We start from the raw sequence: 21,356 nt of genomic DNA, 5'->3' as shown, positions 1-21,356 counted from the left end.
GCCGATGGACGGCAAACTTGCCGCATGCGCTGCGCAGTGCCCATAATGTCTGCATTCGACTGATGCCACCCTCGCGGTGGCATCGTCCTTCTCCATCGATCCCCTTCATGCCCGCTCCCCGACACACCCTTGCCGAGTTCGTCACCGCCCAGTGGCAACGCCGCGGCTGGTTTGCCTGGCTGATGTGGCCGCTCTCGCTGCTGTTCGGGCTGATCGCGCGCATCCGGCGCCATGGCTACCGGCAGGGCTGGTTCAAGTCCACGCGCCTGCCGATGCCGGTCATCGTGGTGGGCAATGTCACCGTGGGCGGCACCGGCAAGACCCCGGCCGTGATTGCGCTGGCCCATGCGCTGGCCGAGGCGGGACTGCGCCCCGGCGTGGTCTCGCGCGGCTACGGGGTGACGCTGAAGCATCCGCGCCGCGTCAAACCCACATCGCAGGCCAAGGACGTGGGCGACGAACCGCTGCTGATTGCGCGCGCCACCGATGTACCGGTCTGGGTCTTCCCGGACCGCGCGCTGTGCGCACAGACGATGCTGGTCTCGCACCCGGGCGTGAACGTGCTGCTGCTCGACGATGGCCTGCAACACTACCGCCTGCAGCGCGACTTCGAAATCGTCATGTTCGATGGCCGCATGGGTGGCAACGGCATGCTGCTGCCGGCCGGCCCGCTGCGCGAGCCGCTCTCCCGGCCGCGCGATGCCACGCTGATCAACGACCCGAACTTCAAGGCCACGCCTGACAAGCCCGATGTCTACGGCATGCGCCTGGAACTGGGCGAGGCGTGGCAACTGGCGGATCCCACGATGGTCCGCCCGCTGTCGCAGTTCGCCGGCCGGCGCGTGCTGGCTGCGGCGGGCATTGGCAACCCGGAACGCTTCTTCGCCAGCCTGCGCGGCGCGGGGGTCTCGCTGGCCACCACGCTGCCGCTGCCGGACCACTATGACTTCGCCGATGACCCGTTCGTCGGCAACGATGATGCGCTTGCTGCAGAGGTGATCCTGATCACAGAGAAGGATGCCGTAAAATGCGAGCGCTTCGACGACCCGAGGATCTGGGTCGTACCCACCACGCCCGTGATTGATGCGGGCCTGATCGACAAAATCCGCCGCGCCGTGATGGCGCGCAACCCGGCCGTCGCCACACCCGTTACCACGGGGCAATCCACAGGCGCGGCCAACGGTATCGACAAGGAACACCAGGATGGACAACCGGCTGCTTGAAATCCTCGTCTGCCCGCTTTGCAAGGGCAAGCTGGAATACGACCGCGCCGCCCAGGAACTGATCTGCCACGCCGACAAGCTGGCCTATCCGATTCGCGACGGCATTCCGGTCATGCTGGCCGACGAGGCCCGCCAGTCGGTGCCCGGCCGCGTGGTGGAACCCTCGGGCAACTGACCGGCCCGTATCGCATCATGAGCCTTCCCGTTTTTACCGTCGTGATTCCGGCCCGGCTGGCCTCCACGCGGTTGCCGAACAAGCCGCTGGCCGATATCGGCGGACATCCGATGATCGTGCGCGTGGCCGAACGTGCGCATGCCTCATCGGCACAACGCACCGTGGTGGCCACGGATTCGCCCGAAGTGGCCGCTGCCTGCGCCGCCCATGGCGTGGAAGCCGTGATCACGCGTGCCGATCATCCGTCGGGCACCGACCGCCTGTCTGAAGTAGCCTCCCTGCTCGGCCTGCCCGACGACGCCATCGTCGTGAACGTGCAGGGCGACGAGCCGCTGATCGAGCCGACGCTGATCGACGAAGTGGCGCTCCACCTGGCTGCCCATCCCGATTGCGCGATTGCCACGGCAGCGCATGCGCTGTCCGATATCGCCGAAGTGTTCAATCCGAACGTGGTCAAGGTGGTGTGCGACCAGGCCGGTCGTGCGCTGTACTTCTCGCGTGCGCCGATTCCGTGGGCACGCGATGCGTGGTCCGGCGTGCCGGCCCAGCCAGCCGCCACCGCCGAGGTGCCGCTGCCGGACATGCCGGTGCTGCGCCATATCGGGATTTACGCCTACCGCGCCGGCTTCCTGCGCCGCTTTCCGACGCTCGCCATCTCGCCGATTGAGCAGGTCGAGGCCCTGGAACAGTTGCGCGCGATGTGGCACGGCGAGCGGATTGGCGTGATGGTAACGGCCGCTGCGCCCGCGCCGGGTGTGGATACGCCGGCTGACCTGGAACGTGTGCGTGCATTGTGGGCGCAGGGCATGGCCCAGGACGGACCCTGACCGGGCAGGCGCCCGTTGACCATGGTTGTCCGCCGAAGTTCATACTGCTGCAACCTGCATGCAGGCCGAATCACGGCGGCCCATGGCATAATGCCTGCCGATACAGAGCCTCTGGCCGCGCCCGCGTGGCCGCAAAGGCTCGGTGGGGAGATAGAGAGCGAGCCAGCCCGGTGCGCACCGCTGACCAACGTCCAGAGGACGAGGCAGCCGCTGCAGCGCTTCGGGCCCCGCACCTGAGCGGACGCCAGCATATGCCTCGGCCATCACGTCGAGCACTGCCGCGCGTAAGTCCTGCGTCAAGTTGCGGCGTTACCCTCCGTCCATCCCCGCCAGACCGAATTCAAATACCTTGAGGACCCGTAAATGCGTTTGATCCTGTTGGGCGCGCCTGGCGCCGGCAAAGGCACGCAAGCCAAGTTCATCTGCGAGAAGTTCGGCATTCCGCAAATCTCCACGGGCGACATGCTGCGCGCCGCGGTGAAGGCCGGTACGCCGCTGGGCATCGAAGCCAAGAAGGTGATGGACGCGGGCGGACTGGTGTCGGATGACATCATTATCGGCCTGGTGAAGGACCGTCTTAAGCAGCCCGATTGCGAGAAGGGCTACCTGTTCGACGGTTTCCCGCGCACGATTCCCCAGGCCGAGGCCATGAAGGAAGCCGGCGTGGCCATCGACTACGTGCTGGAAATCGACGTGCCGTTCGACGCCATCATCGAACGCATGAGCGGCCGCCGCGTCCACGTGGCGTCGGGCCGTACCTATCACGTCCGCTTCAACCCGCCGAAGACCGCCAACGTTGACGACGAGACCGGCGAGCCGCTGATCCAGCGCGACGACGACAAGGAAGAGACGGTGCGCAAGCGTCTGGATGTCTACTCGCAGCAGACACGTCCGCTGGTCGATTACTACTCGGACTGGGCCGCCAAGGGCGACGCCTCGGCCAAGGTCGCCCCGCCGAAGTACCGCAAGATCGCCGGTGTGGGCGACGTGGACAAGATCACGGCCAGCGTGTTCGAAGCGCTGAAGTAATCTGGTGCTTGGTTGGTGGTGGTGAAAAAAGCTCAGCTTCGGCTGGGCTTTTTTGTTTTTGGGCTTCTCTACCCGCCTGTTTTGCTCCCCTCTCCCGCTAGGCGGGAGAGGGGAGCAAAACCAAGCGCGGGAGAAACTGCTTAGTGGTCGTGCGGGTTTCCTGAGCCCACAATTTACGTTAACGTAAACGGCACTCAAACCTACACCACAAGGAGACAGGCGGATGGATATCCAGGGCAACGTTTTCATCGTTACGGGCGGCGCGTCGGGGTTGGGCGCGGGTACGGCGCGGATGCTGGCGGCGGCGGGCGGCAAGGTGGTAATCGCCGATCTCAACGAGGCCGCCGGTACCGCGCTGGCGCAGGAACTGGGCGGGCAGTTCGTCAAATGCGATGTCAGTTCGGAAGCCGATGGGCAGGCTGCTGTGGATGCTGCGCAGAAGCTTGGCAGGCTGGCAGGGCTGGTGAACTGCGCGGGCATTGCCGTGGCGTCCAAGACGGTTGGCAAGAACGGTCCGCATCCGCTCGATGCCTTCGAGAAGACCATCCGCGTGAACCTGATCGGCACCTTCAACATGACGCGCCTGGCTGCAGCGGCGATGGTGCAGAACACGCCGGACGCCGAAGGCGAGCGTGGCGTGATCATCAATACCGCCTCGGTGGCGGCGTTCGATGGCCAGATCGGGCAAGCTGCCTATGCGGCGTCGAAGGGTGGCGTGGTCGGCATGACGCTGGCCATTGCGCGTGATCTCGCGCGTGACGGCGTGCGCTGCATGACCATTGCCCCGGGCCTGTTCGAGACACCGATGCTGATGAGCATGCCGCAGGAAGTGCAGGATGCGCTCGGCAAGATGGTGCCGTTCCCACCGCGTCTGGGCCGCCCCACCGAGTACGCCAAGCTGGCGCAAGCCATCATCGGCAACACGATGATGAATGGCGAAGTGATCCGCCTTGATGGCGCGATTCGGATGCAGCCGAAGTAAGATCGAAGCGCTACTCCGCCGGCATCAGCATCGCCAGCATCATCCCCGGCGCGGCGGGCGGCACGAGCGTCAATTGCTCGAAGGTAATCAGGCCGCGCGCCGGGTGGTGAAACCCGCGCCGGCCGCCCTGCCGCTCCTCCACGTCCTGCGAACGCCATGCGTTGGCAAACGCCGGACTGTCCGCCATCAATTGCTCGATCAGCGCACGCGTTGGCGGGTCTTCGGCATGGCGCAGACTATGCACACGGAATTCCGCCACGAGCCGCGCCGCCCGGTGCGGCCAGTCGGCCACTAATGCCTGCAGCCCTGGCGACAGGAACATCGCGCGCAGCAGGTTCTTCTCGCCCGACGCCTCATCGAGCCATCCCACGAACAGTTCAGCCGCCGCCTGATTCCAGGCCAGCGCCGTCCATTGTCGATCCAGCAGATACGCCGGCACGCCGATGGCATGAACGCTGGCCAGCAAGGCGGGCGGCACGCCGGGGTCGGCTTCGGATCGCGGCTCGGGCTTGCCGGCGAGCGCAAACAGGTAGGCCCGCTCCGCGCGGGACAGCCGCAGCGCCTGCGCCAGGCTGTGCAGCGCGCGCCCCGACATCGTCACAGGCCGGCCCTGCTCCAGCCAAGTCACCCATGTCGCACTCAGTCCCGCCAGTTGCGCCACTTCCTCGCGCCGCAGACCCGGCGTGCGGCGGCGCCGGCCCACCGGCAGGCCGACTTCGGCTGGCGACAGCCGCTCGCGGTGACTGCGCAGAAAGGCGCCCAGTTCGCCATCGCGCGAAACGGATGAGGCTGGCGATACGGGCTGCGAGGGGAAATCGAGCGGTTCCACAGACATGGTGGTGATTCTTATACCAGGATAAATCGGTAACTTGTACCGGGAAAAAGCGAGGTCTACAGTACGTGAACCCCGGGCCCAGGGCAATGAAATCCGAATCCCCCTCCACAAGAACGAGGCACCTCCCATGCAACAACAAGAACTCGTCGCCGCCCAGTTCGGCGCCACCGCCAGTGCGTACCTGACCAGCGCCGTCCACGCCCAGGGCGCGGACCTCGAACAACTCAGACAGGCATTGGCTCACCTGAAGCCCGTGGCTCACAGCCGCGTGCTGGACCTCGGTTGCGGCGCGGGCCACGCGAGCTTTGCTGCAGCCTCGATGGCAAACGAAGTGGTGGCTTACGATCTCTCCGCCGAAATGCTCGGCGTGGTGGCGGCAGCGGCAACGGATCGCGGTCTCGCCAACATCCGCACGCAGCAAGGCGCCGCCGAAACCCTCCCATTTGACGACGCCAGCTTCTGCGCGGTGGTATCGCGCATGAGCGCGCATCACTGGCGCGACGTGCCCGCCGCCCTGCGTGAAATCCGTCGCGTGGTGAAGCCAGGCGGCAAGGTGGTACTGATCGATATCGTCGGCGCCGAGGACCCGCTGTGCGATACGTGGCTCCAGTCCGTCGAACTGCTGCGCGATCCGTCGCATATCCGCGACTACACGCCCACGGGCTGGACGCAACTGTTCAGGGATGCCGGCTTCGATGTCGAGGTCTCGCCGGTCTGGCGCATCGAGATCCAGTTCGCCAGTTGGGTGGCCCGGATGCGCACGCCCGAGGTGGCGCAAGCCGCCATTCGCCACCTGTGGGACAAGGCACCTGCCGAAGTGCGTGAGCGCTATCGCGTGCAGGCCGATGGCAGCTTCGCACTGGAAGCGGCGCTCTTCACCGCCTTGCCCCAGTAAGCCGGCAAGTCAGTCAGTCACCGCTTCGGCTGGAATCGGCATGGTCTGGACCATGTTCCAGACTGCGGCGGCGGCTGGCGATAGCGAGCGGTCCTCACGTCGGACCATGACGATGTTGCGGTCCTCGCGCGGCGTCAATGGCCGCGCGACCAGCGGCGACGCCGCCGGCAACGGCAACGAGAACGACGGCAGCACCGAGGCGCCGATCCCCGCCTCTACCATCCCGAATACGCTGGCTGAATGCCCCAGCTCCTGCACCACGTGGGGCACCACGCCATGGCGAGCCAGGATGCGATCGATCAACGGCCGGCTGCCGGACGCAAAGTCGAGCAGCACCAGCCGCTCCCCATGCAGTGCACGCCAGGGCACCGATTCGGCCTGCGCCAGTGGATGATCGCGGCGGCAGACGAAGCAGAATGGATCGGTCGCCAGCGGCGATATCGTCAGGCCGTCGCGGGTCAGCGGATCGATCAGCACGCCGAAATCCACAGCCCCCGCACGGATCTGTTCCAGGCCGTCGGCCTGCACGTTGTCGCGGACATATAGCCGGATTTCCGGATACTCGGCCGCGCAGGCCGACACGTACATCGGCATCAGCCGCGCCGAGATCGTAGGCGCGCTGGCGATCACCACCCTCCCCCGATAGTGCTCGCCGAGCTGGCGTGTTTCTTCCAGTGTGTCGTCAAGCTGGCCCAAAAGTCGCTCCAGCGCAGGCACGAGCGCGGTGCCGGCGTCGGTCAGCGTCACCTCGCGCGTGGTGCGGTCGAGCAAACGTATCCCAAGCGCATCTTCGAGTTCCGCCACACCGCGACTGACGGCCGGCTGAGTGAGGCCAACGGCATCGGCCGCGCGGCTGAAACTGCCATGCGCCGCCACCGCCAGGAAAACCCGCAACTGCCGCAGTGTGTAATTCATGCAACTACGAAATATATGGATGCAATAAATGAATTTGCATTCTAGACAAGACAAGCGAACAATACCAAGCGGAAACCCTTAAGCACTATCCCCAATGTCAGCCATCCTCGCCCCTTTCAAAAAGATCTACGACCTTATCGACGGGTTCGTGCTGATCATGCTCTGCGCCATCGGCGTGGCGCTGCTCGCACCCGAAATCGGTGCCGGTGACGGCCCGCTGCAACTTGGCACCGTGACCAGTCTTGGGGTCGCGCTGGTGTTCTTCCTGCACGGCGCGGCGCTGTCGCGCGACAAGCTCGTGTCCGGTGCCAAACACTGGCGCCTGCATGTGTTCGTGCAGTCGTTCACGTACATCGTGTTCCCGATCGTGGGTGTGCTGCTGATGTTGTCGCTGCGCAACCAGTTGCCGCCTGAGTTGTTGCTGGGCGTGTTCTACCTGTGCGCGCTGCCGTCCACCGTGTCGTCCTCCGTAGCCATGACGTCGATGGCACGCGGCAACGTGCCGGGCGCCATCTTCAACGCCACCATCTCCGGCCTGATCGGCATGGCGCTGACCCCGCTGCTGATGGGTCTGGTGATCAGCGCCAGCGGCGCCTCGATGCCGCTGGGTCGCGCACTGATGGGCGTGGCGCTGCAACTGCTGCTGCCGTTTGCGCTGGGCCAGGCGGCACGTCCGCTGATCGGCAAGTGGCTGGCCACCAAGAAGCAGATCACCACCAAGATCGACCGCGGCGTGATCGTGCTGATCGTGTATTCGTCGTTCTGTGATGCCACCGCTGCGGGCCTGTGGCACCAGTATTCGTGGCAGACCATTGGTGCCGTGATGGGTATCGCCGCCGTGATGTTGTTCGTGATTCTCGGCACGACCACCTTCGTCGCACGTCGCCTTGGTTTCTCGATCGAGGACGAGATCACTGCCGTGTTCTGCGGCTCGAAGAAGAGCCTGGCCAACGGTATCCCGATGGCCAAGATCCTGTTTGCCGGACACCCGGCTCTGGGCCTGCTGGTGCTGCCGCTGATGGTGTATCACCAGTTGCAACTGATCGTCTGCTCGGTCATCGCGTCGCGCTATGCGCAGCGGGACGATGTGGAGGAACGGGGGGCGGTGCGGGCTTGATTTGAGTTTGCTGCGGTAATGAAAAAACGGCCTTTGGCGCCGTTTTTTTGTTGCTGCTTGCTCCTGCCTTGTTTGTACTCCCCTCTCCCGCATGGCGGGAGAGGGGTTGGGGGAGAGGGCTGGAGGGTCTGCTTGCCGACCACATCGCCATTTGAACTGCTGACCCTCTCCCCCGCCCCTCTCCCGCTCGCGGGAGAGGGGAGAAAACCGGGAGTAATTGAGCACTACACCGACGGATTCTTTGACAGCGGCGGGTTCTTCGCGAAATACGCCTTGATGCCGCGCAGGATGGCGTTGGCCAGTTGTTCCTGGTGGGCGTCGTCGTTGAGCTTGCGTTCTTCCTCGGGATTGCTGATGAAGGCGGTCTCGATCAGGATCGATGGGATGTCCGGTGCCTTGAGCACGGCAAACCCGGCCTGTTCCACGCTGCCCTTGTGCAGCCGGTTGATGCCGCCGATCTCCTGCAGCACGGCCTTGCCGACCTGCATGCTGTCGTTGATCTGCGCCGTGGTGGAGAGATCGAGCAGCACGCGCGAGACCTGGGCATCCTTGTTGCCCATGTTTGTGCCGCCGATCAGGTCGGCGTTGTTTTCCTTGTTCGCCAGCCAGCGCGCAGCGGAACTCGATGCGCCGCGCTCGGACAATGCAAACACCGAGGCGCCGCTTGCCGTGGGCTGCACGAAGGCATCGGCGTGGATCGAGACAAACAGGTCCGCCTGCACGCGGCGGGCCTTCTGCACGCGCACGTTCAGCGGCACGAAGAAGTCCGAATCGCGCGTCATCATGGCGCGCATGTTCGGCTCGGAATCGATCTTCTTGCGCAGGCGGTGCGCGATCTGCAGCACCACGTCCTTCTCGCGCGAACCCGCTGCGCCGGTGGCGCCGGGGTCTTCACCACCATGGCCCGGATCGAGCGCCACGGTCAGCAGGCGGCGCATCTTGAACTGGCTTGGCGGCGGTACGTTGGTTTGTGCCACCGGCGGCGGCACCGCCACGGCGGCGGGCTTCTCGGGCGTGGGCTTCGGCTTCACGGTTGCCACCACGGGCGGCGGCGCGGTCGTGGCCGGCGGCAACTGGCCGCGATCCTCGAACTTGCGGACGATGGCGCCAATCGCGTCTTCCTCCGCACCGGCCGGGGCGCCTGCGATCTGCTGTTCGGCGCCGTGCGGCGGTGGCGTGGAGGCAAAGCGGCGCTGCTTGTCTTCGGTATCGCGCACCAGTTTCCAGAGCGGATCGGGCGGATTGACCGGATACAGGTCGAACACCAGCCGGTTGCGATAGTCGCCAATCGGCAGCAGCGTGAACACCTGCGGGGAAACGTCTTCCTTGAGATCGAACACCATCCGCACGACCTTCGGGCGGTTCTGGCCCACGCGCACGGACTGGATGTATGGGTCATTCGACGTGATCTTGGCGACCAGCTCGCGCAGCGTGGGCGAGAGGTCCAGCCCGTCGATATCGACCACCAGCCGATCCGGGTTGCGGATCATCTGGTGGACAGCGACGAGCTTTTCGTCGGATTCGATGGTGACGCGCGTGTAGTCCTCGGCGGGCCAGACGCGCACGGCGACGATGCCGGCGCCCGACGCAATCTGCGGGCCGGCCAGCGTCAGCACAACCGTCCCGGCGCTGACCTTCAGGGCCTGCGCCATCCATTTGCGGCGGGCCTGGAACAGTCCGTCGGGTCCATCGGGTCGGTCGGTGGCAAGTCGCTTGATCAGCATGCGTTCAGCAAGGTAAGTCCAAGGGCAGTATAGGCGCGCAGGGTGGCCATGCGACGATCGGCGCCCGCTTCGGCATCGTTATCGGCTGGATTGGCGCCATTTTCAACCGCGGATTGCACACGGTTGTCCGATTGGAGCAACACGTGCAGGTCGGGTTCCCCTAACAGTCGCCCCGCTTTCTCGGGCCACTCCACCAGGTTGAAGGCCGGTTCGGCGAAACAGTCCCGGAAGCCAGCGTCGATCCATTCCTCGGGATCGGCAAAGCGGTACAGGTCGAAGTGGTAGACGGTGAGCGGCGAGCCGTCGGCGCGCGCCACGGCGTAGGGCTCGCACAGCGTGTAGGTGGGGCTGCGCACCTTGCCGGCGTGGCCCAGCGCGCGCAGCACGGCGCGTGAGAGCGTGGTCTTGCCCGCGCCCAGGTCGCCGGAAAGCTGCACATGGACCGTGCACGGCGGCATATTGCGGACGGCTCCGGCCAGCGCAGCGCCGAACCGTTCGGTGGCGGCTTCGTCAGGCAGCGGCAGGATGCGTTCTTCGAGCAGGGGCATTGCGTACAATTCAGGGATGATCGACCGTGCAGTGCCCGCCCCGTCCCCCGAATCTACAGAGACAGATCCCGCGCCGGCGCATGCCAGTCCAGCTTCCGAAGCCTCCGATGCTTCGCAGGCGGACCTGGCTGCGCTGGCGGCGTCCGTTCGCGCCTGGGGCGCCGAACTCGGTTTCGATGCGGTCCGCATCGCGGACGTGGACCTTCGGCATGCCGAAGCGGGCCTGCTGGCGTGGCTGCAGGCGGGCTACCACGGCGACATGGATTATATGGCGAACCACGGTACAAAGCGCGCCCGTCCCGGCGAACTCGTGCCCGGTACGGTACGTGCCATCGTGGCCCGCATGCCCTACCTGCCCGCGCAGGGTCCGGACGACTGGCGCGGCCACGAACAGGCCCGGCTCGACGACCCGGCCACGGCCGTGATCTCGCTCTACGCCCGGGGCCGGGACTATCACAAGGTGCTGCGCAACCGCCTGCAGCAACTGGCCGCGCGCATCGAGACCGCCATCGGCGCGTTCGGCTACCGCGTCTTTACCGATTCGGCACCCGTCATGGAAGTGGCGCTGGCCAGCCAGGGCGGACTCGGCTGGCGAGGCAAGCACACGCTGCTGCTGGATCGGGAGGGTGGCTCGATGTTCTTCCTCGGCGAGATCCTCGTCGATATCCCGCTGCCGGCCGATCCCGCCACGGAACCGCATTGCGGCCAGTGCCGCCGCTGCATCGACGTGTGTCCCACGCAGGCTATCCTGGCGCCCTACCGGCTCGATGCGCGCCGTTGTATTTCTTACCTGACGATCGAGCACAAGGGCGCCATCCCGGAAGCATTGCGCGCGCCGATGGGCAATCGCATCTACGGCTGCGACGACTGCCAGGTAGCGTGCCCCTGGAACAAGTTCGCGCACCGCGCCACGCTGCCCGATTTCGATGTGCGCAACGGCTTCGACGCGCCCGACATGGTGGACCTGTTCAACTGGACCGATGCGGAGTTCAACCAGCGGCTCGAAGGTAGTCCGATTCGACGTATCGGACACGAGCGGTGGCTGCGGAATCTGGCAGTGGGCCTGGGGAATGGACTACGGAGTGCGGGGGCAAATGATCCGGTGCTGGCGGAGCGGATTCGTGCGGCGCTGATGGCGCGTCTGGATGAGGCGACACCGCTGGTGCGTGAGCATATCGAGTGGGCGCTGGGGCAGGAAACCTCGCCACTCCCAACTGTTTTGGTTCCCCTCTCCCGCGAGCGGGAGAGGGGTTAGGGGAGAGGGCCGGCGTTTCGCCCGTCACAAGCCTGGTCAGGACTTGATGCGCTGGCCCTCTCCCCCGCCCCTCTCCCGCACGCGGGAGAGGGGAGCAAAACACGGCAGGGAAAATTCATTCCACCAGCACCAACCAGAACGGCGTGGTCACCACCGCCGCAATCGTCATCGCGGAAATCGTCGCGGCCACCATCGGCCCATTGCCGCCCATCCGCACAGCCAGGATGTACGCGCTCGATGCGGTGGGCAGCGAGGCGTAGAGCACCACGATCTGATACTGCAGCGTCGTCAGCGGCAGATACTTTCCGACGATCCACGCGAAGCACGGCATGGCCAGCAGCTTCACGCCGGTCCACCAAGCCATCGGCCCCAGCGTGCCGGTGGCGCCGCTGATCTGCAATCCCGCGCCCACGGTCATCAGGCCCAGCGCCGTCGATGCGGAGCCGAGCCGGTTCAGCGTCATCGCCACCACATCGGGCGGATGCAGCCCCAGCAGGTTCGTGATGAGCCCCGTGGCCGTGGCCAGGATCAGCGGGTTGCGCGCCAGCTCGCGCAGCAGCTTCGCCTCGCCGTGGCGGGCCAGCGCCCAGACGGCCACCACGTTGCACGCGGGCACCGTGACGCCCACCACCAGCGCCATCAGCGCCAGCCCCTCGCCGCCGCCGAGCCGCGCGGCCAGCGCCAGGCCGATATACGAATTGAAGCGGAACGCGGTCTGCAGGCCCGAGGCGAAATCCACCGGGTCTGGCCGCAACACGAACTTGACCAGATAGCCGGTGGCGATGCCGAAGGTCATCGTGGCCACGGCCAGGCCCAGCATGGCGGAGGTGGAGGAGAAATCGAACGTGGCGCTGTTGGTGGACTGCAACAGCAAAGCGGGGAACAGCACGAAGTAGACCAGGCGTTCCACGCCACCCCAGAAGGCCCGGTCGAACGGGGTGTAGCGCACCAGCAGCCAGCCGATGAGGATCAGGCTGAAGTCCGGCACCAGCAGCAGCGCGGCAGACATGTCTCGAATGTTTCTCTAGTTATCGTGGGTTCTGACGACCCGCTTCGTCGAAAGTGAAGGCTAGGGCAGATACGGATGGGTATTTTTTCAGAATTCCTGCAGCATGGCACGCTGAATTTCGTCTTGCCCGCAGTCCTGCCCGCACTGGCAGCCGCGGTTGTTTGCCGTCTTACATCGTCGTAGCCATGAAGTCCGCGCAGTCCCGAATCCTCCGCACGCGGCACGTCCGCCGCCTTGCCGCCTCGCTGTGTACCGCGCTGGTGCTGGGTGCGCTGTTGCCCACGGCTTCGGCCATGGAGATCGGCGGCGTACGGTTCGACGATGCGGCGCGCCTGGGTGGCAAGGAACTGCCGCTCAACGGCACCGGGCTGCGGCAGGCCTTTATCGTCAAGGGCTATGCGGCGGGACTCTACCTGCCGGAACGCGCGCGCAATGCCACGCTGGCGCTGGTCACGCCTGGTCCGAAGCGGTTGCAGATCCGGCCGCTGCGCGAGGTGGAAACCACGGCATTCGTAAAAGCCCTCAACGAAGGGCTGCGCGAGAATCATTCGGAACTGCAGCTCAAGCTGTTGTCCGACCGGGTGTCGCAACTGGAGCGCACGATGGCCCAGATAGGCCCGGCGCATCGCGGCGACATCATCAATTTCGATTTCACGCCTGACGGCGGCACGGCCATCACGCTGAACGGCATCCCTCGCGGACAAGCGATTCATGGCGAGGATTTCTACCAGGCTGTGCTGCGCATTTTCCTGGGTGAGCACCCGGTGGACCGCAACCTCAAGCGCGGACTGCTGGGCGGCTGATCCGGTAAGCCGGCGTGCCATGGCAACCCGCCCATGGCGCTCCAGTTGATGCAACCTCGCCGGACGCGATCCGTCCGGCCTTATGACGGGAGACTCTCTTCTCATGCAAGCTCGCAAAACCATCCTGACCGTGGCCATCGCCGCCGTTGCCTCCGTGGCATCGGTCGCACACGCCCAGACCGCCTACCCCACCAAGCCGATCCGCCTGATCATTCCGTTTGCACCAGGCGGCACGACCGACATCGTCGGCCGTGGCGTGGCCGACCAGATGAGTCGCATCCTGGGCCAGCCCGTGGTGGTGGAAAACCGCGCCGGTGGCGGTGGCTCGATTGGTGCCGACGCCATCGCCAAGTCGGCCCCGGACGGCTACACGATCGGTATCTCCACGGTGTCGACCATGGCCGTGAACCCGGCCTGCAACCCGAAGCTGTCGTACGACCCGATCAAGGACTTCAAGCCCATCGCCAACGTGGCGAACGTGGCGAACGTGATCGCCGTCAACCCGAGCTTCCCGGCCAAGGACTACAAGGAGTTCCTGGCCGTGCTGAAGGCCAACCCGGGCAAGTACTCGTTCGCATCGTCGGGCACCTGCGGCTTCGGCCACATGCTGGGCGAGCAGTTCAAGGTCTCGACCAAGACGTTCATGGTCCACATCCCGTACCGTGGCGCGGGCCCGGCACTGAACGACGTGCTGGCCGGCCAGGTGCCGATCATGGTGGACAACCTGCCGTCGTCGATGCCCTACATCAAGGCCGGCAAGCTGCGCCCGATCGTGGTGGCCTGGAACAAGCGCGTGGAGGGCCTGCCCGACGTGCCGACCTTCGGCGAAATGGGCCTCAAGGAGCCGAACGACCCGGCCTGGTACGGCCTGGTGGCACCGGCCGGCACGCCTGACGACGTGATCGCCAAGCTGAACGCCGCCGTGGTCAAGGCCCTGCAGGACAAGGGCTTCGCGGAGCGCCTGCGCACCGCTGGCGCCGAGCCGTCGGGCAACACCCCGGCCCAGCACGCCGCCGAAATCAAGAAGGAATTCGACAAGATGAAGAACCTGGTGAAGGTTCAGAACATCAAGCTGGAGCAGTAAGGGCATCAGGCTGCTGCTGACTCGCTCCCCTCTCCCGCACAGCGGGAGAGGGGTTGGGGGAGAGGGCAGGCGGTTGAAATCCTGACGCATACAGGCAAGGACCACAGCGATGTGGTCCTTGTTTGTTTTTGTGGCGCGCGCTGCGGCTGGCCATATCGGCAATTTGAACGGCTGGCCCTCTCCCCCGCCCCTCTCCCGCCACGCGGGAGAGGGGAGCAAACCGAGGGGACCGCTCGCGGGAGAGGGGAGCAAACCGGGAGTAGTGGCAAGCCAAAATCAGCATAGAATTCCGTATTTCCGCCCTCTCTCACCGCCATGTCTCCCAAGTTCGATGCCATCCTGCCTGCGCCGTTCGGCAAGGTTGGCGTGCGCGTCATTGGCGATCAGGTGCATGAGATCGTCTACCTGCCTGACAGCTTCGACGAGATTGCTCCCGTCGGCACATTGCTACAGCGCGTGGCGACGCAGCTTGCCGCCTACTATGACAACCCCGACTTCGTTTTCGACCTGCCGCTGGCCGCGCGCGGCACCGACTTCCAGCGCAAGGTCTGGGGGGTGATTTCCGCCGTGCCGCGTGGCGGGCTGACGACCTACGGCACCATCGCCAAATCTCTGCAAAGCATGCCGCGCGCAGTGGGTCAGGCATGCGGACAGAACTGGTTTCCGATCGTGATTCCGTGCCATCGCGTGGTGGCCGCCAATGGGCTGGGTGGTTTTGCGCACCATGGCGAGGAAGGCTTCCACCTGGGCGTCAAGCGCTGGCTGCTGCGTCACGAAGGTGCGATGTTGCTATGACGGCGGGGCTCGACGATGACCTGTCACTGGTCGACCGCTTCTGCGACGCGCTGTGGCTCGAAGACGGACTCTCCCGCAACACCATCGACGCCTATCGCCGCGACCTCGCGCTGCTGACGCGCTGGCTGCACGAGAGCGAAACGTCCACGCTGCTGGCCGTGGACGACACCGCGCTCACCGCCTACTTTGCCGCGCGCCACAGCGAGACGCGGGCGTCTTCGGCCAATCGCCGCCTCACGGTGTTCCGGCGCTTCTACCAGTGGTCGCTGCGCGAGCACATGATCGAGGCCGATCCCTGCCTGCTGCTGCGTCCTGCCAAACAGCCACCGCGTTTTCCGAAGACGCTGTCCGAAGCCAATGTCGAGGCACTGCTGGAAGCCCCCGACACCGATACGCCGCTGGGCCTGCGTGACCGCACCATGCTCGAACTGATGTACGCGAGCGGCCTGCGCGTGTCCGAACTCACCAACATGAAGACGATCGAGATCGGACTCAACGAAGGGGTAGCGCGCGTGGTGGGCGGCAAGGGCAACAAGGAGCGGCTGGTGCCGTTCGGCGCGCAGGCCGGCGACTGGCTGCGCGACTACCTCGCCGAAGCCCGCCCCGCCCTGCTCGCGGGCCGCGCCTGCGACGAACTGTTCGTCACGCAGCGCGGCGAGGGCATGACGCGCCAGGCGTTCTGGCACCTCATCAAGAAACATGCGCGCGAGGCCGGCATTCACGCGCCGCTCTCCCCGCACACGCTGCGGCACGCCTTTGCCACGCACCTGCTGAATCACGGCGCGGACCTGCGCGTGGTGCAGATGCTGCTGGGCCATGCCGATATCTCGACCACGCAGATCTACACGCACGTGGCGCGCGAGCGCCTGCGCGAACTGCACCTGCAACACCATCCGCGCGGCTGACGTGCGGAAGTCCCGATCATGAGCAAAAGCAAGCACGTCTCCGAAACCCCCGCCACGCAAATGCTGCGCAAGCAGGGTGTCACGTTCGGCGAACATCCCTACGATTACGTGGATCACGGTGGCACCGGCGAATCGGCGCGCCAGCTCGGCGTGCCCGAGCACAACGTGATCAAGACACTGGTGATGGAAGACGAAGCCGCGCGGCCGTTGATCGTGCTGATGCACGGCGACTGCTCGGTCTCGACCAAGAACCTCGCGCGGCAGATTGGCTGCAAGAGCGTGCAGCCGTGCAAGCCCGAGGTGGCCCAGCGCCATAGCGGCTACATGGTCGGCGGCACGTCGCCGTTCGGCACGAAAAAGCGCATGCCGGTCTATGTGGAAGCCTCGGTGCTGGCGCTGGACACGATCTACATCAACGGCGGACGTCGCGGCTATCTGGTCAGCATCGCGCCATCGGCGCTGACTGATCTGCTCGAAGCCAAGCCCGTCGAGTGCGCCCTGCCCGACTGATCCGCCCGCTATCCCGGCGCCGCGCTACAATCGCGCCAGCCCAAAATCAGAGCCGTCCCACGCCACAAGACCCATGTCGCCCACCATCGCCAACCTGCTGTTTGCCGTCCTCGCCTACCTGATCGGATCGGTGTCCTTCGCCGTCGTGGTCAGCAAGGCCATGGGCCTGCCCGATCCCCATACCTATGGATCAGGCAACCCCGGCGCCACCAACGTGCTGCGTAGCGGCAGCAAGAAGGCTGCCATCCTGACGCTGATCGGCGACGGCCTGAAAGGTTTTGTGGCCGTCATGCTGGCCAAGCACCTGGGCGCCAGCTACGGCCTGGACGACACCGGACTCGCGCTGGCCTCGCTGGCCGTGTTCCTGGGTCACCTGTTCCCGGTCTTTCACCGCTTTGCGGGCGGCAAGGGCGTCGCCACCGCAGCCGGCATCCTGTTCGCCATCGAGCCGCTGCTGGGCGCCGGCACGCTGGCTACCTGGCTCATCATCGCGGTCTTCTTCCGCTATTCCTCGCTGGCCGCCCTGATGGCCGCGATCTTCGCGCCGTTCTTCTACGTGCTGATGTTCGGCGTGGATATCATCGCCGGCGCGGTCCTCGTGATCAGCGTGCTGCTGATCGCGCGCCATCGCAGCAATATCGCAAAGCTGCTGGCGGGCAAGGAAAGCCGCATTGGGGAGAAGAAGAAGGTTTGAGGGGTTAGCGGCGGTAGCTATCCCGTCGGTGTTCTCCCCTCTCCCACTGGGAGAGGGGCGGGGGAGAGGGCAAGCGGTGCAAATTGCGAGTTGATCGGCAAGCAGGGCTTCCGGCCCTCTCCCCCAACCCCTCTCCCGCATGGCGGGAGAGGGGAGAAAACAATCGGTGAGAGAAAGGCGAACCTAAGCCGCCTGCGCCAGCGCTGCAAACGGAAACACCATCTCCACGCGCAACCCGCCTTCTTCGCGGTTGCTGATCGATAGTCGCCCCCCGCCCTGCCTGACCAGCCGATCCACGATCGCCAGGCCCAGCCCCGAATGCGCATTGCCGCCGCGTGCCGGATCGAGCCGGACGAAAGGCATCGTCACGCGCTCGATGGCGTCTTCGGGAATGCCGGGGCCCTGGTCCTCCACGGTCAGGCGCCAGCCTTCATGCGTGCGCGCCGTGGCCACATAGACGGGCGGCTCGCCGTAGGCATAGGCGTTGTCCACGAGGTTGCCGATGATGCGGTCAAGCTGCGTGGCGATCATGCGGAAGCCGTCGCCGGCCATGAGTTCGAGCACGACATGGCGCTCCTGCTCCAGAAACGACGCCGCCAGTTCGTGGATGCGTTTATCCACCGGCACAGGCCGTGCGGTCGGTTCGCTGCTCTGGGCAAACGTCAGGAACTGTTCGACGATGGCCGACATCGATTCCACATCGCGCGTCACGCCCGCAGCGGCCTTGGGATCGGACAGCATCTCGGCGCGCAGCCGCAGCCGGGCCAGCGGGGTCTTGAGGTCGTGGGCAATGCCCGCCAGCATCGTGTTGCGTTCCTGGTCGATGCGGAACAGGTCCGCCACCATCCGATTGAAACGCTCGATCAACTGGCGCAGCTCGTGCGGACCGCGCTCGCGCAGCGGCGGCACGGCCTGCTGGCGCGACAGCTTCTCCGCCGCTTCCGCCATGTCGCGCACCGGGCGCTGGATCTGCCACGCCACGAACAGCGCGAAGATAATCGCCACGCCCACCACCAGCACCACGCCCGGCATCAGGCGGTTATCGGGCGGCGGATTGTGGACGAACAGGATCGGCATGGCGATCCAGCGATTGCGGTTCGGCAGCTTGATCCACAGGCGCGGCGTGGACAGTTCGTCCTCCAGCCGCACTTCGGTGCCCTGCGGCAAGCGCCGCGTGAACTGCTCCACCAGCCGGCGCGGACGGCCAGGGTTAGGCTGACCGGCCTGCTGATCGACACCCGGCGTCTCGGACACCTCGATCAGACTCGGCAGCGCCACGGGCGGCTTGGCATCAAGCGCCCGTTCGATACTGTCGAGCTGGAACATCATCTGATCGACGGAATAGTCAATCTGCTGCTGGCGGCGATCCATGCGCAGGATTGCCAGCCACGAGAAATGGCTGATCACGAGCACGGCAGCAATCAGCAGCGCCATGCGGCCGAACAGGGTGTCGATGCGGAGCTTCATTGCAGGATGCTGTCCTCGGCCTCGTCGGGCACGAACGTGTAGCCACGCCCGCGCACGGTCTGGATATAGCGTGGACGCTGCGCATCCTCATCGAGCAGCCGGCGCAGGCGCCAGATCTGCACGTCAATGCCGCGATCGCTGATGCCGTTGGCCGTGCCGTACATCAGTTCGACAATGCGCTCACGCGACAGCACTTCCAGCGGATGCATCAGCAGCAGCTTGAGCAGCGCGAACTCGGTATCGCTGATCGACACGGCCTGCCCCGCACGCTCCAGCGACCGCTGACGGAAATTCACGCGGAACGGGCCGAAGGCGATGGATTCGCGGTCTTCCGGCGCGGCGGCGGGCCGGGCCAGCTTGCGGCGCAGCACGGCGTTGATGCGCGCCAGCAGCTCGCGCGGCGAGAAAGGCTTGCCGAGGTAATCGTCGGCGCCGATTTCCAGGCCGACGATGCGGTCGATCTCGTCGCTGCGCGCGGTCAGCAGGATCACCGGAATGTCGTCGTTCTTGGCCCGCAGGTTGCGCAGCGCGGTCAGACCATCGACCTTGGGCATCATCAGGTCGAGCACGATCAGCGCGGGCCGCTCGCGTTCGAGGCGGGCCTGCAGGCCGTCGCCGTCGTGCAGCACCGAGACGGCAAAGCCCTGGGACGTCAGGTATTCGCGCAGGAGGTCGCGCAGTTCGGGATCGTCGTCGACGACGAGGATCTGGGTAGGCTGGTTCGTTCGCATAGCCGAATGATAGACAGGCCAGCCGCCACATATTGCAAATCGGCCCGGCCGTTTTGTTTCTGGAGGTTACACCCGCGTCGCTGGTAATCCGCTGTAATAAAACCGTCCAGCCCTGAAATAGGTGGGGTGACGGCCGCACATTATGCTTGCATCCCATGACGCGCCTCGACTGGCGCCATCCCACCATTCGGCGGGTCGCCCTGTCATCGCGATGCGGCATACTGCTGCCACTTCTCCGTCACAGGCGGCTGCCCCGCTGTGCGAATACCGTTTGGCACGCACCTCTTTTTTGTCGTGCCGCTCCCAGGATTCCGGTCATGTCTCACCCAGAACAAGGTCAACCCACCCCGCCCAACCCACCCCGCCACCGGGTGCCTCGCAGCCGGCGCACCTGGATTGCCGCTGCCATCGTCGTGGTGCTGGCCGGTGCCGGCTGGTACTGGCTCGCCCATCGCAACGCCGCCCAGCCCCCTGCGGCCGGGGCGCCGGGCGCGGGCATGGGTGCCCAGCGCGGCGGTCCGGGCGGACCGGGTGGACCCGGAGCAATGCCGCGTTCTCCCGTGGTGGTCAATACCGTGGCCCGCCGCGACATGGACGTGACGCTGAACGGGCTGGGCAATGTGACGCCTGTGGCCAATGTCACGGTGCGCGCGCAGGTGTCGGGGCCGCTGCTCAAGGTGCTGTTCAAGGAAGGCCAGATGGTCAAGGCCGGCGACGTGCTGGCCGAGATCGATCCGCGCCCGTTCCAGGCCACGCTCGACCAGGCCACGGGCCAGCTGGCGCGTGACCAGGCGCTGCTGCAGAACGCGCGGCTCGACCAGCAACGCTACAAGACGCTGCTCGGTCAGGATTCGATTTCCAAACAACAGGTGGATACGCAGGACGCGCTGGTGCGCCAGTACGAAGGCACGGTCAAGACCGATCAGGGCAATGTGGATACCGCGCGCATCCAGCTCGGCTACACGCGGATCGTGGCGCCTACCTCGGGCCGCATCGGTCTGCGTCAGGTGGACCCGGGCAATATCGTGGGCACCAGCGACGCCAATGGTATCGCGCTGATCACGCAGATCCAGCCGATCACCGTGCTCTATACGATCCCCGAAGACAACCTTCCCACCGTGCTGAAAAAGCTCAACGCGGGCGAGAAGCTGTCCGTGCAGGCATGGGATCGGCAGATGCGCAATCAGTTGGCCGACGGCACGCTGCTGACCACGGACAACCAGATCGACACCACCACCGGCACGGTCAAGCTCAAGGCCATTTTCGAGAACAAGGACGGGATGCTGTTCCCGAACCAGTTCGTCAATGTGCGCACGCGCGTGGACACCATGCAAGATGCCGTGGTGGTGCCCGTGGCGGCCATCCAGCGCGGCCAGCAAGGCACGTTCGTCTATGTGGTGGGCGATGACAACGCCGTGAAGGTACGTACCGTGACGCTCGGTCCGACCGACGGCGCGCGCACGGTCGTGCTCAAGGGCGTGGATGAAGGCGAGCGCGTGGTGGTGGATGGCGCGGACCGGCTCAAGGAAGGCATGGTCGTCGAGGCCGTGGACCCGGCCGCACGCGCTGCGGCGCTGACGCCAGCGAGTTCGGCGCGTGCGCGGGGCCGGCGCGGCAACTGGGGCGGCGCCAGCGGCGCGCACGGTGCGGGCGGTGCAAGTGGTGCGCACAGCCAGCACGGCGGTGCGAGCGATGCGGCCGGTATAGCCGGTGCATCGGGCGAGCGTCGCCGTCGCGATGCCGATGCGAACCCGAATCCCACCACGCCCACGCCAGCGAATCCCGCCGGCAGCGTCGGCCAGCGGCCGCAGCAGTAACGGCTACGCCAGGAGT

22 protein-coding genes are annotated in these 21,356 nt (G+C 65.7%); 15 read left to right on the top strand and 7 right to left on the bottom strand.

What is annotated here, in order from left to right; genetic code table 11:
• The first annotated feature begins 107 nt into the window (after positions 1 to 107).
• From lpxK to ABDB81_RS04655, 5 genes are all read left to right on the top strand, one after another.
• On the top strand, positions 108 to 1,223 hold the full coding sequence (gene lpxK / locus ABDB81_RS04675; RefSeq protein WP_346809961.1) for a tetraacyldisaccharide 4'-kinase: 1,116 nt from the start codon (positions 108 to 110) through the stop codon (positions 1,221 to 1,223).
• Complete coding sequence (locus ABDB81_RS04670) at positions 1,204 to 1,398, top strand: Trm112 family protein (RefSeq protein ID WP_137927709.1); 195 nt, start codon at positions 1,204 to 1,206, stop codon at positions 1,396 to 1,398. Before lpxK ends, ABDB81_RS04670 begins: the two co-directional genes overlap by 20 nt.
• 17 nt (positions 1,399 to 1,415) lie before the next feature.
• Positions 1,416 to 2,225 carry a 3-deoxy-manno-octulosonate cytidylyltransferase gene (gene kdsB / locus ABDB81_RS04665; RefSeq protein WP_346809959.1) on the top strand — a complete coding sequence of 270 codons (810 nt, stop codon included), beginning with the start codon at positions 1,416 to 1,418 and terminating at the stop codon, positions 2,223 to 2,225.
• 363 nt (positions 2,226 to 2,588) lie between these two features.
• On the top strand, positions 2,589 to 3,254 hold the full coding sequence (gene adk, locus ABDB81_RS04660) for an adenylate kinase (RefSeq protein WP_137927707.1): 666 nt from the start codon (positions 2,589 to 2,591) through the stop codon (positions 3,252 to 3,254).
• Between the two features lie 223 nt (positions 3,255 to 3,477).
• Positions 3,478 to 4,236 (top strand): 3-hydroxyacyl-CoA dehydrogenase, encoded by a 759-nt coding sequence (locus tag ABDB81_RS04655; RefSeq protein WP_160471549.1) that lies wholly within the window; start codon positions 3,478 to 3,480, stop codon positions 4,234 to 4,236.
• Between the two features lie 10 nt (positions 4,237 to 4,246).
• On the opposite strand, the gene ABDB81_RS04650 is transcribed toward ABDB81_RS04655, so the two are convergent.
• Complete coding sequence (locus ABDB81_RS04650) at positions 4,247 to 5,071, bottom strand: helix-turn-helix transcriptional regulator (protein WP_346809956.1); 825 nt, start codon at positions 5,069 to 5,071, stop codon at positions 4,247 to 4,249.
• A 127-nt stretch (positions 5,072 to 5,198) separates the two neighbouring features.
• On the opposite strand from ABDB81_RS04650, the gene ABDB81_RS04645 reads away from it, so the two are divergent.
• Entirely contained in the window at positions 5,199 to 5,966 is a 768-nt protein-coding gene (locus tag ABDB81_RS04645; protein WP_346809954.1) for a methyltransferase domain-containing protein, read from the top strand.
• Between the two features lie 9 nt (positions 5,967 to 5,975).
• Here the strand turns inward: ABDB81_RS04645 and ABDB81_RS04640 are convergent, their stop codons facing one another.
• Positions 5,976 to 6,881, bottom strand: coding sequence for a LysR family transcriptional regulator (locus tag ABDB81_RS04640; RefSeq protein ID WP_346809953.1), 906 nt, complete (start codon positions 6,879 to 6,881; stop codon positions 5,976 to 5,978).
• Between the two features lie 94 nt (positions 6,882 to 6,975).
• Here ABDB81_RS04640 and ABDB81_RS04635 point away from each other — a divergent pair, with 94 nt between their 5' ends.
• Entirely contained in the window at positions 6,976 to 7,998 is a 1,023-nt protein-coding gene (locus ABDB81_RS04635) for a bile acid:sodium symporter family protein (RefSeq protein ID WP_137927702.1), read from the top strand.
• Positions 7,999 to 8,222: 224 nt separating this feature from the next.
• Here ABDB81_RS04635 and ABDB81_RS04630 read toward each other — a convergent pair whose 3' ends face one another.
• Positions 8,223 to 9,722: an N-acetylmuramoyl-L-alanine amidase gene (locus tag ABDB81_RS04630; RefSeq protein ID WP_160471541.1), complete on the bottom strand. Its 1,500-nt coding sequence runs from the start codon at positions 9,720 to 9,722 to the stop codon at positions 8,223 to 8,225.
• Entirely contained in the window at positions 9,716 to 10,270 is a 555-nt protein-coding gene (gene tsaE, locus ABDB81_RS04625) for a tRNA (adenosine(37)-N6)-threonylcarbamoyltransferase complex ATPase subunit type 1 TsaE (protein WP_137927700.1), read from the bottom strand. Before tsaE ends, ABDB81_RS04630 begins: the two co-directional genes overlap by 7 nt.
• A gap of 16 nt (positions 10,271 to 10,286) precedes the next feature.
• Here tsaE and queG point away from each other — a divergent pair, with 16 nt between their 5' ends.
• Positions 10,287 to 11,525 (top strand): tRNA epoxyqueuosine(34) reductase QueG, encoded by a 1,239-nt coding sequence (queG, locus tag ABDB81_RS04620; protein WP_137927699.1) that lies wholly within the window; start codon positions 10,287 to 10,289, stop codon positions 11,523 to 11,525.
• A gap of 115 nt (positions 11,526 to 11,640) precedes the next feature.
• Here queG and ABDB81_RS04615 read toward each other — a convergent pair whose 3' ends face one another.
• Positions 11,641 to 12,534 (bottom strand): AEC family transporter, encoded by an 894-nt coding sequence (locus ABDB81_RS04615; protein WP_137927698.1) that lies wholly within the window; start codon positions 12,532 to 12,534, stop codon positions 11,641 to 11,643.
• A gap of 293 nt (positions 12,535 to 12,827) precedes the next feature.
• Here ABDB81_RS04615 and ABDB81_RS04610 point away from each other — a divergent pair, with 293 nt between their 5' ends.
• From ABDB81_RS04610 to plsY, 6 genes are all read left to right on the top strand, one after another.
• Positions 12,828 to 13,337 (top strand): chalcone isomerase family protein, encoded by a 510-nt coding sequence (locus ABDB81_RS04610; protein WP_249359675.1) that lies wholly within the window; start codon positions 12,828 to 12,830, stop codon positions 13,335 to 13,337.
• A gap of 103 nt (positions 13,338 to 13,440) precedes the next feature.
• Entirely contained in the window at positions 13,441 to 14,421 is a 981-nt protein-coding gene (locus tag ABDB81_RS04605; protein ID WP_137927697.1) for a tripartite tricarboxylate transporter substrate binding protein BugE, read from the top strand.
• Between the two features lie 315 nt (positions 14,422 to 14,736).
• Positions 14,737 to 15,216 (top strand): methylated-DNA--[protein]-cysteine S-methyltransferase, encoded by a 480-nt coding sequence (locus ABDB81_RS04600; protein WP_346809949.1) that lies wholly within the window; start codon positions 14,737 to 14,739, stop codon positions 15,214 to 15,216.
• Entirely contained in the window at positions 15,213 to 16,121 is a 909-nt protein-coding gene (gene xerD / locus ABDB81_RS04595) for a site-specific tyrosine recombinase XerD (RefSeq protein ID WP_137927695.1), read from the top strand. Before ABDB81_RS04600 ends, xerD begins: the two co-directional genes overlap by 4 nt.
• Positions 16,122 to 16,139: 18 nt before the next feature.
• Positions 16,140 to 16,631, top strand: coding sequence for a Cys-tRNA(Pro) deacylase (ybaK, locus tag ABDB81_RS04590; RefSeq protein ID WP_137927694.1), 492 nt, complete (start codon positions 16,140 to 16,142; stop codon positions 16,629 to 16,631).
• A gap of 73 nt (positions 16,632 to 16,704) precedes the next feature.
• Positions 16,705 to 17,325 (top strand): glycerol-3-phosphate 1-O-acyltransferase PlsY, encoded by a 621-nt coding sequence (gene plsY / locus ABDB81_RS04585; protein ID WP_137927693.1) that lies wholly within the window; start codon positions 16,705 to 16,707, stop codon positions 17,323 to 17,325.
• 183 nt (positions 17,326 to 17,508) lie between these two features.
• Here plsY and ABDB81_RS04580 read toward each other — a convergent pair whose 3' ends face one another.
• Together ABDB81_RS04580 and ABDB81_RS04575 are read right to left on the bottom strand one after the other, a co-directional pair.
• Entirely contained in the window at positions 17,509 to 18,792 is a 1,284-nt protein-coding gene (locus tag ABDB81_RS04580; RefSeq protein ID WP_137927692.1) for an ATP-binding protein, read from the bottom strand.
• A complete protein-coding gene (locus tag ABDB81_RS04575) occupies positions 18,789 to 19,523 on the bottom strand; it encodes a response regulator (RefSeq protein WP_137927691.1) in 735 nt (244 codons plus the stop codon). The genes ABDB81_RS04580 and ABDB81_RS04575 overlap by 4 nt, the downstream gene beginning before the upstream one ends.
• Before the next feature lie 317 nt (positions 19,524 to 19,840).
• Here ABDB81_RS04575 and ABDB81_RS04570 point away from each other — a divergent pair, with 317 nt between their 5' ends.
• On the top strand, positions 19,841 to 21,340 hold the full coding sequence (locus tag ABDB81_RS04570; protein ID WP_346809948.1) for an MdtA/MuxA family multidrug efflux RND transporter periplasmic adaptor subunit: 1,500 nt from the start codon (positions 19,841 to 19,843) through the stop codon (positions 21,338 to 21,340).
• Positions 21,341 to 21,356: the final 16 nt, after the last annotated feature.

It is taken from the genome of Cupriavidus sp. DL-D2 (assembly GCF_039710735.1).
In the GTDB taxonomy this organism is placed as follows: Bacteria; Pseudomonadota; Gammaproteobacteria; order Burkholderiales; family Burkholderiaceae; genus Cupriavidus.
This window is presented reverse-complemented; position numbering and strand designations above follow the sequence as displayed.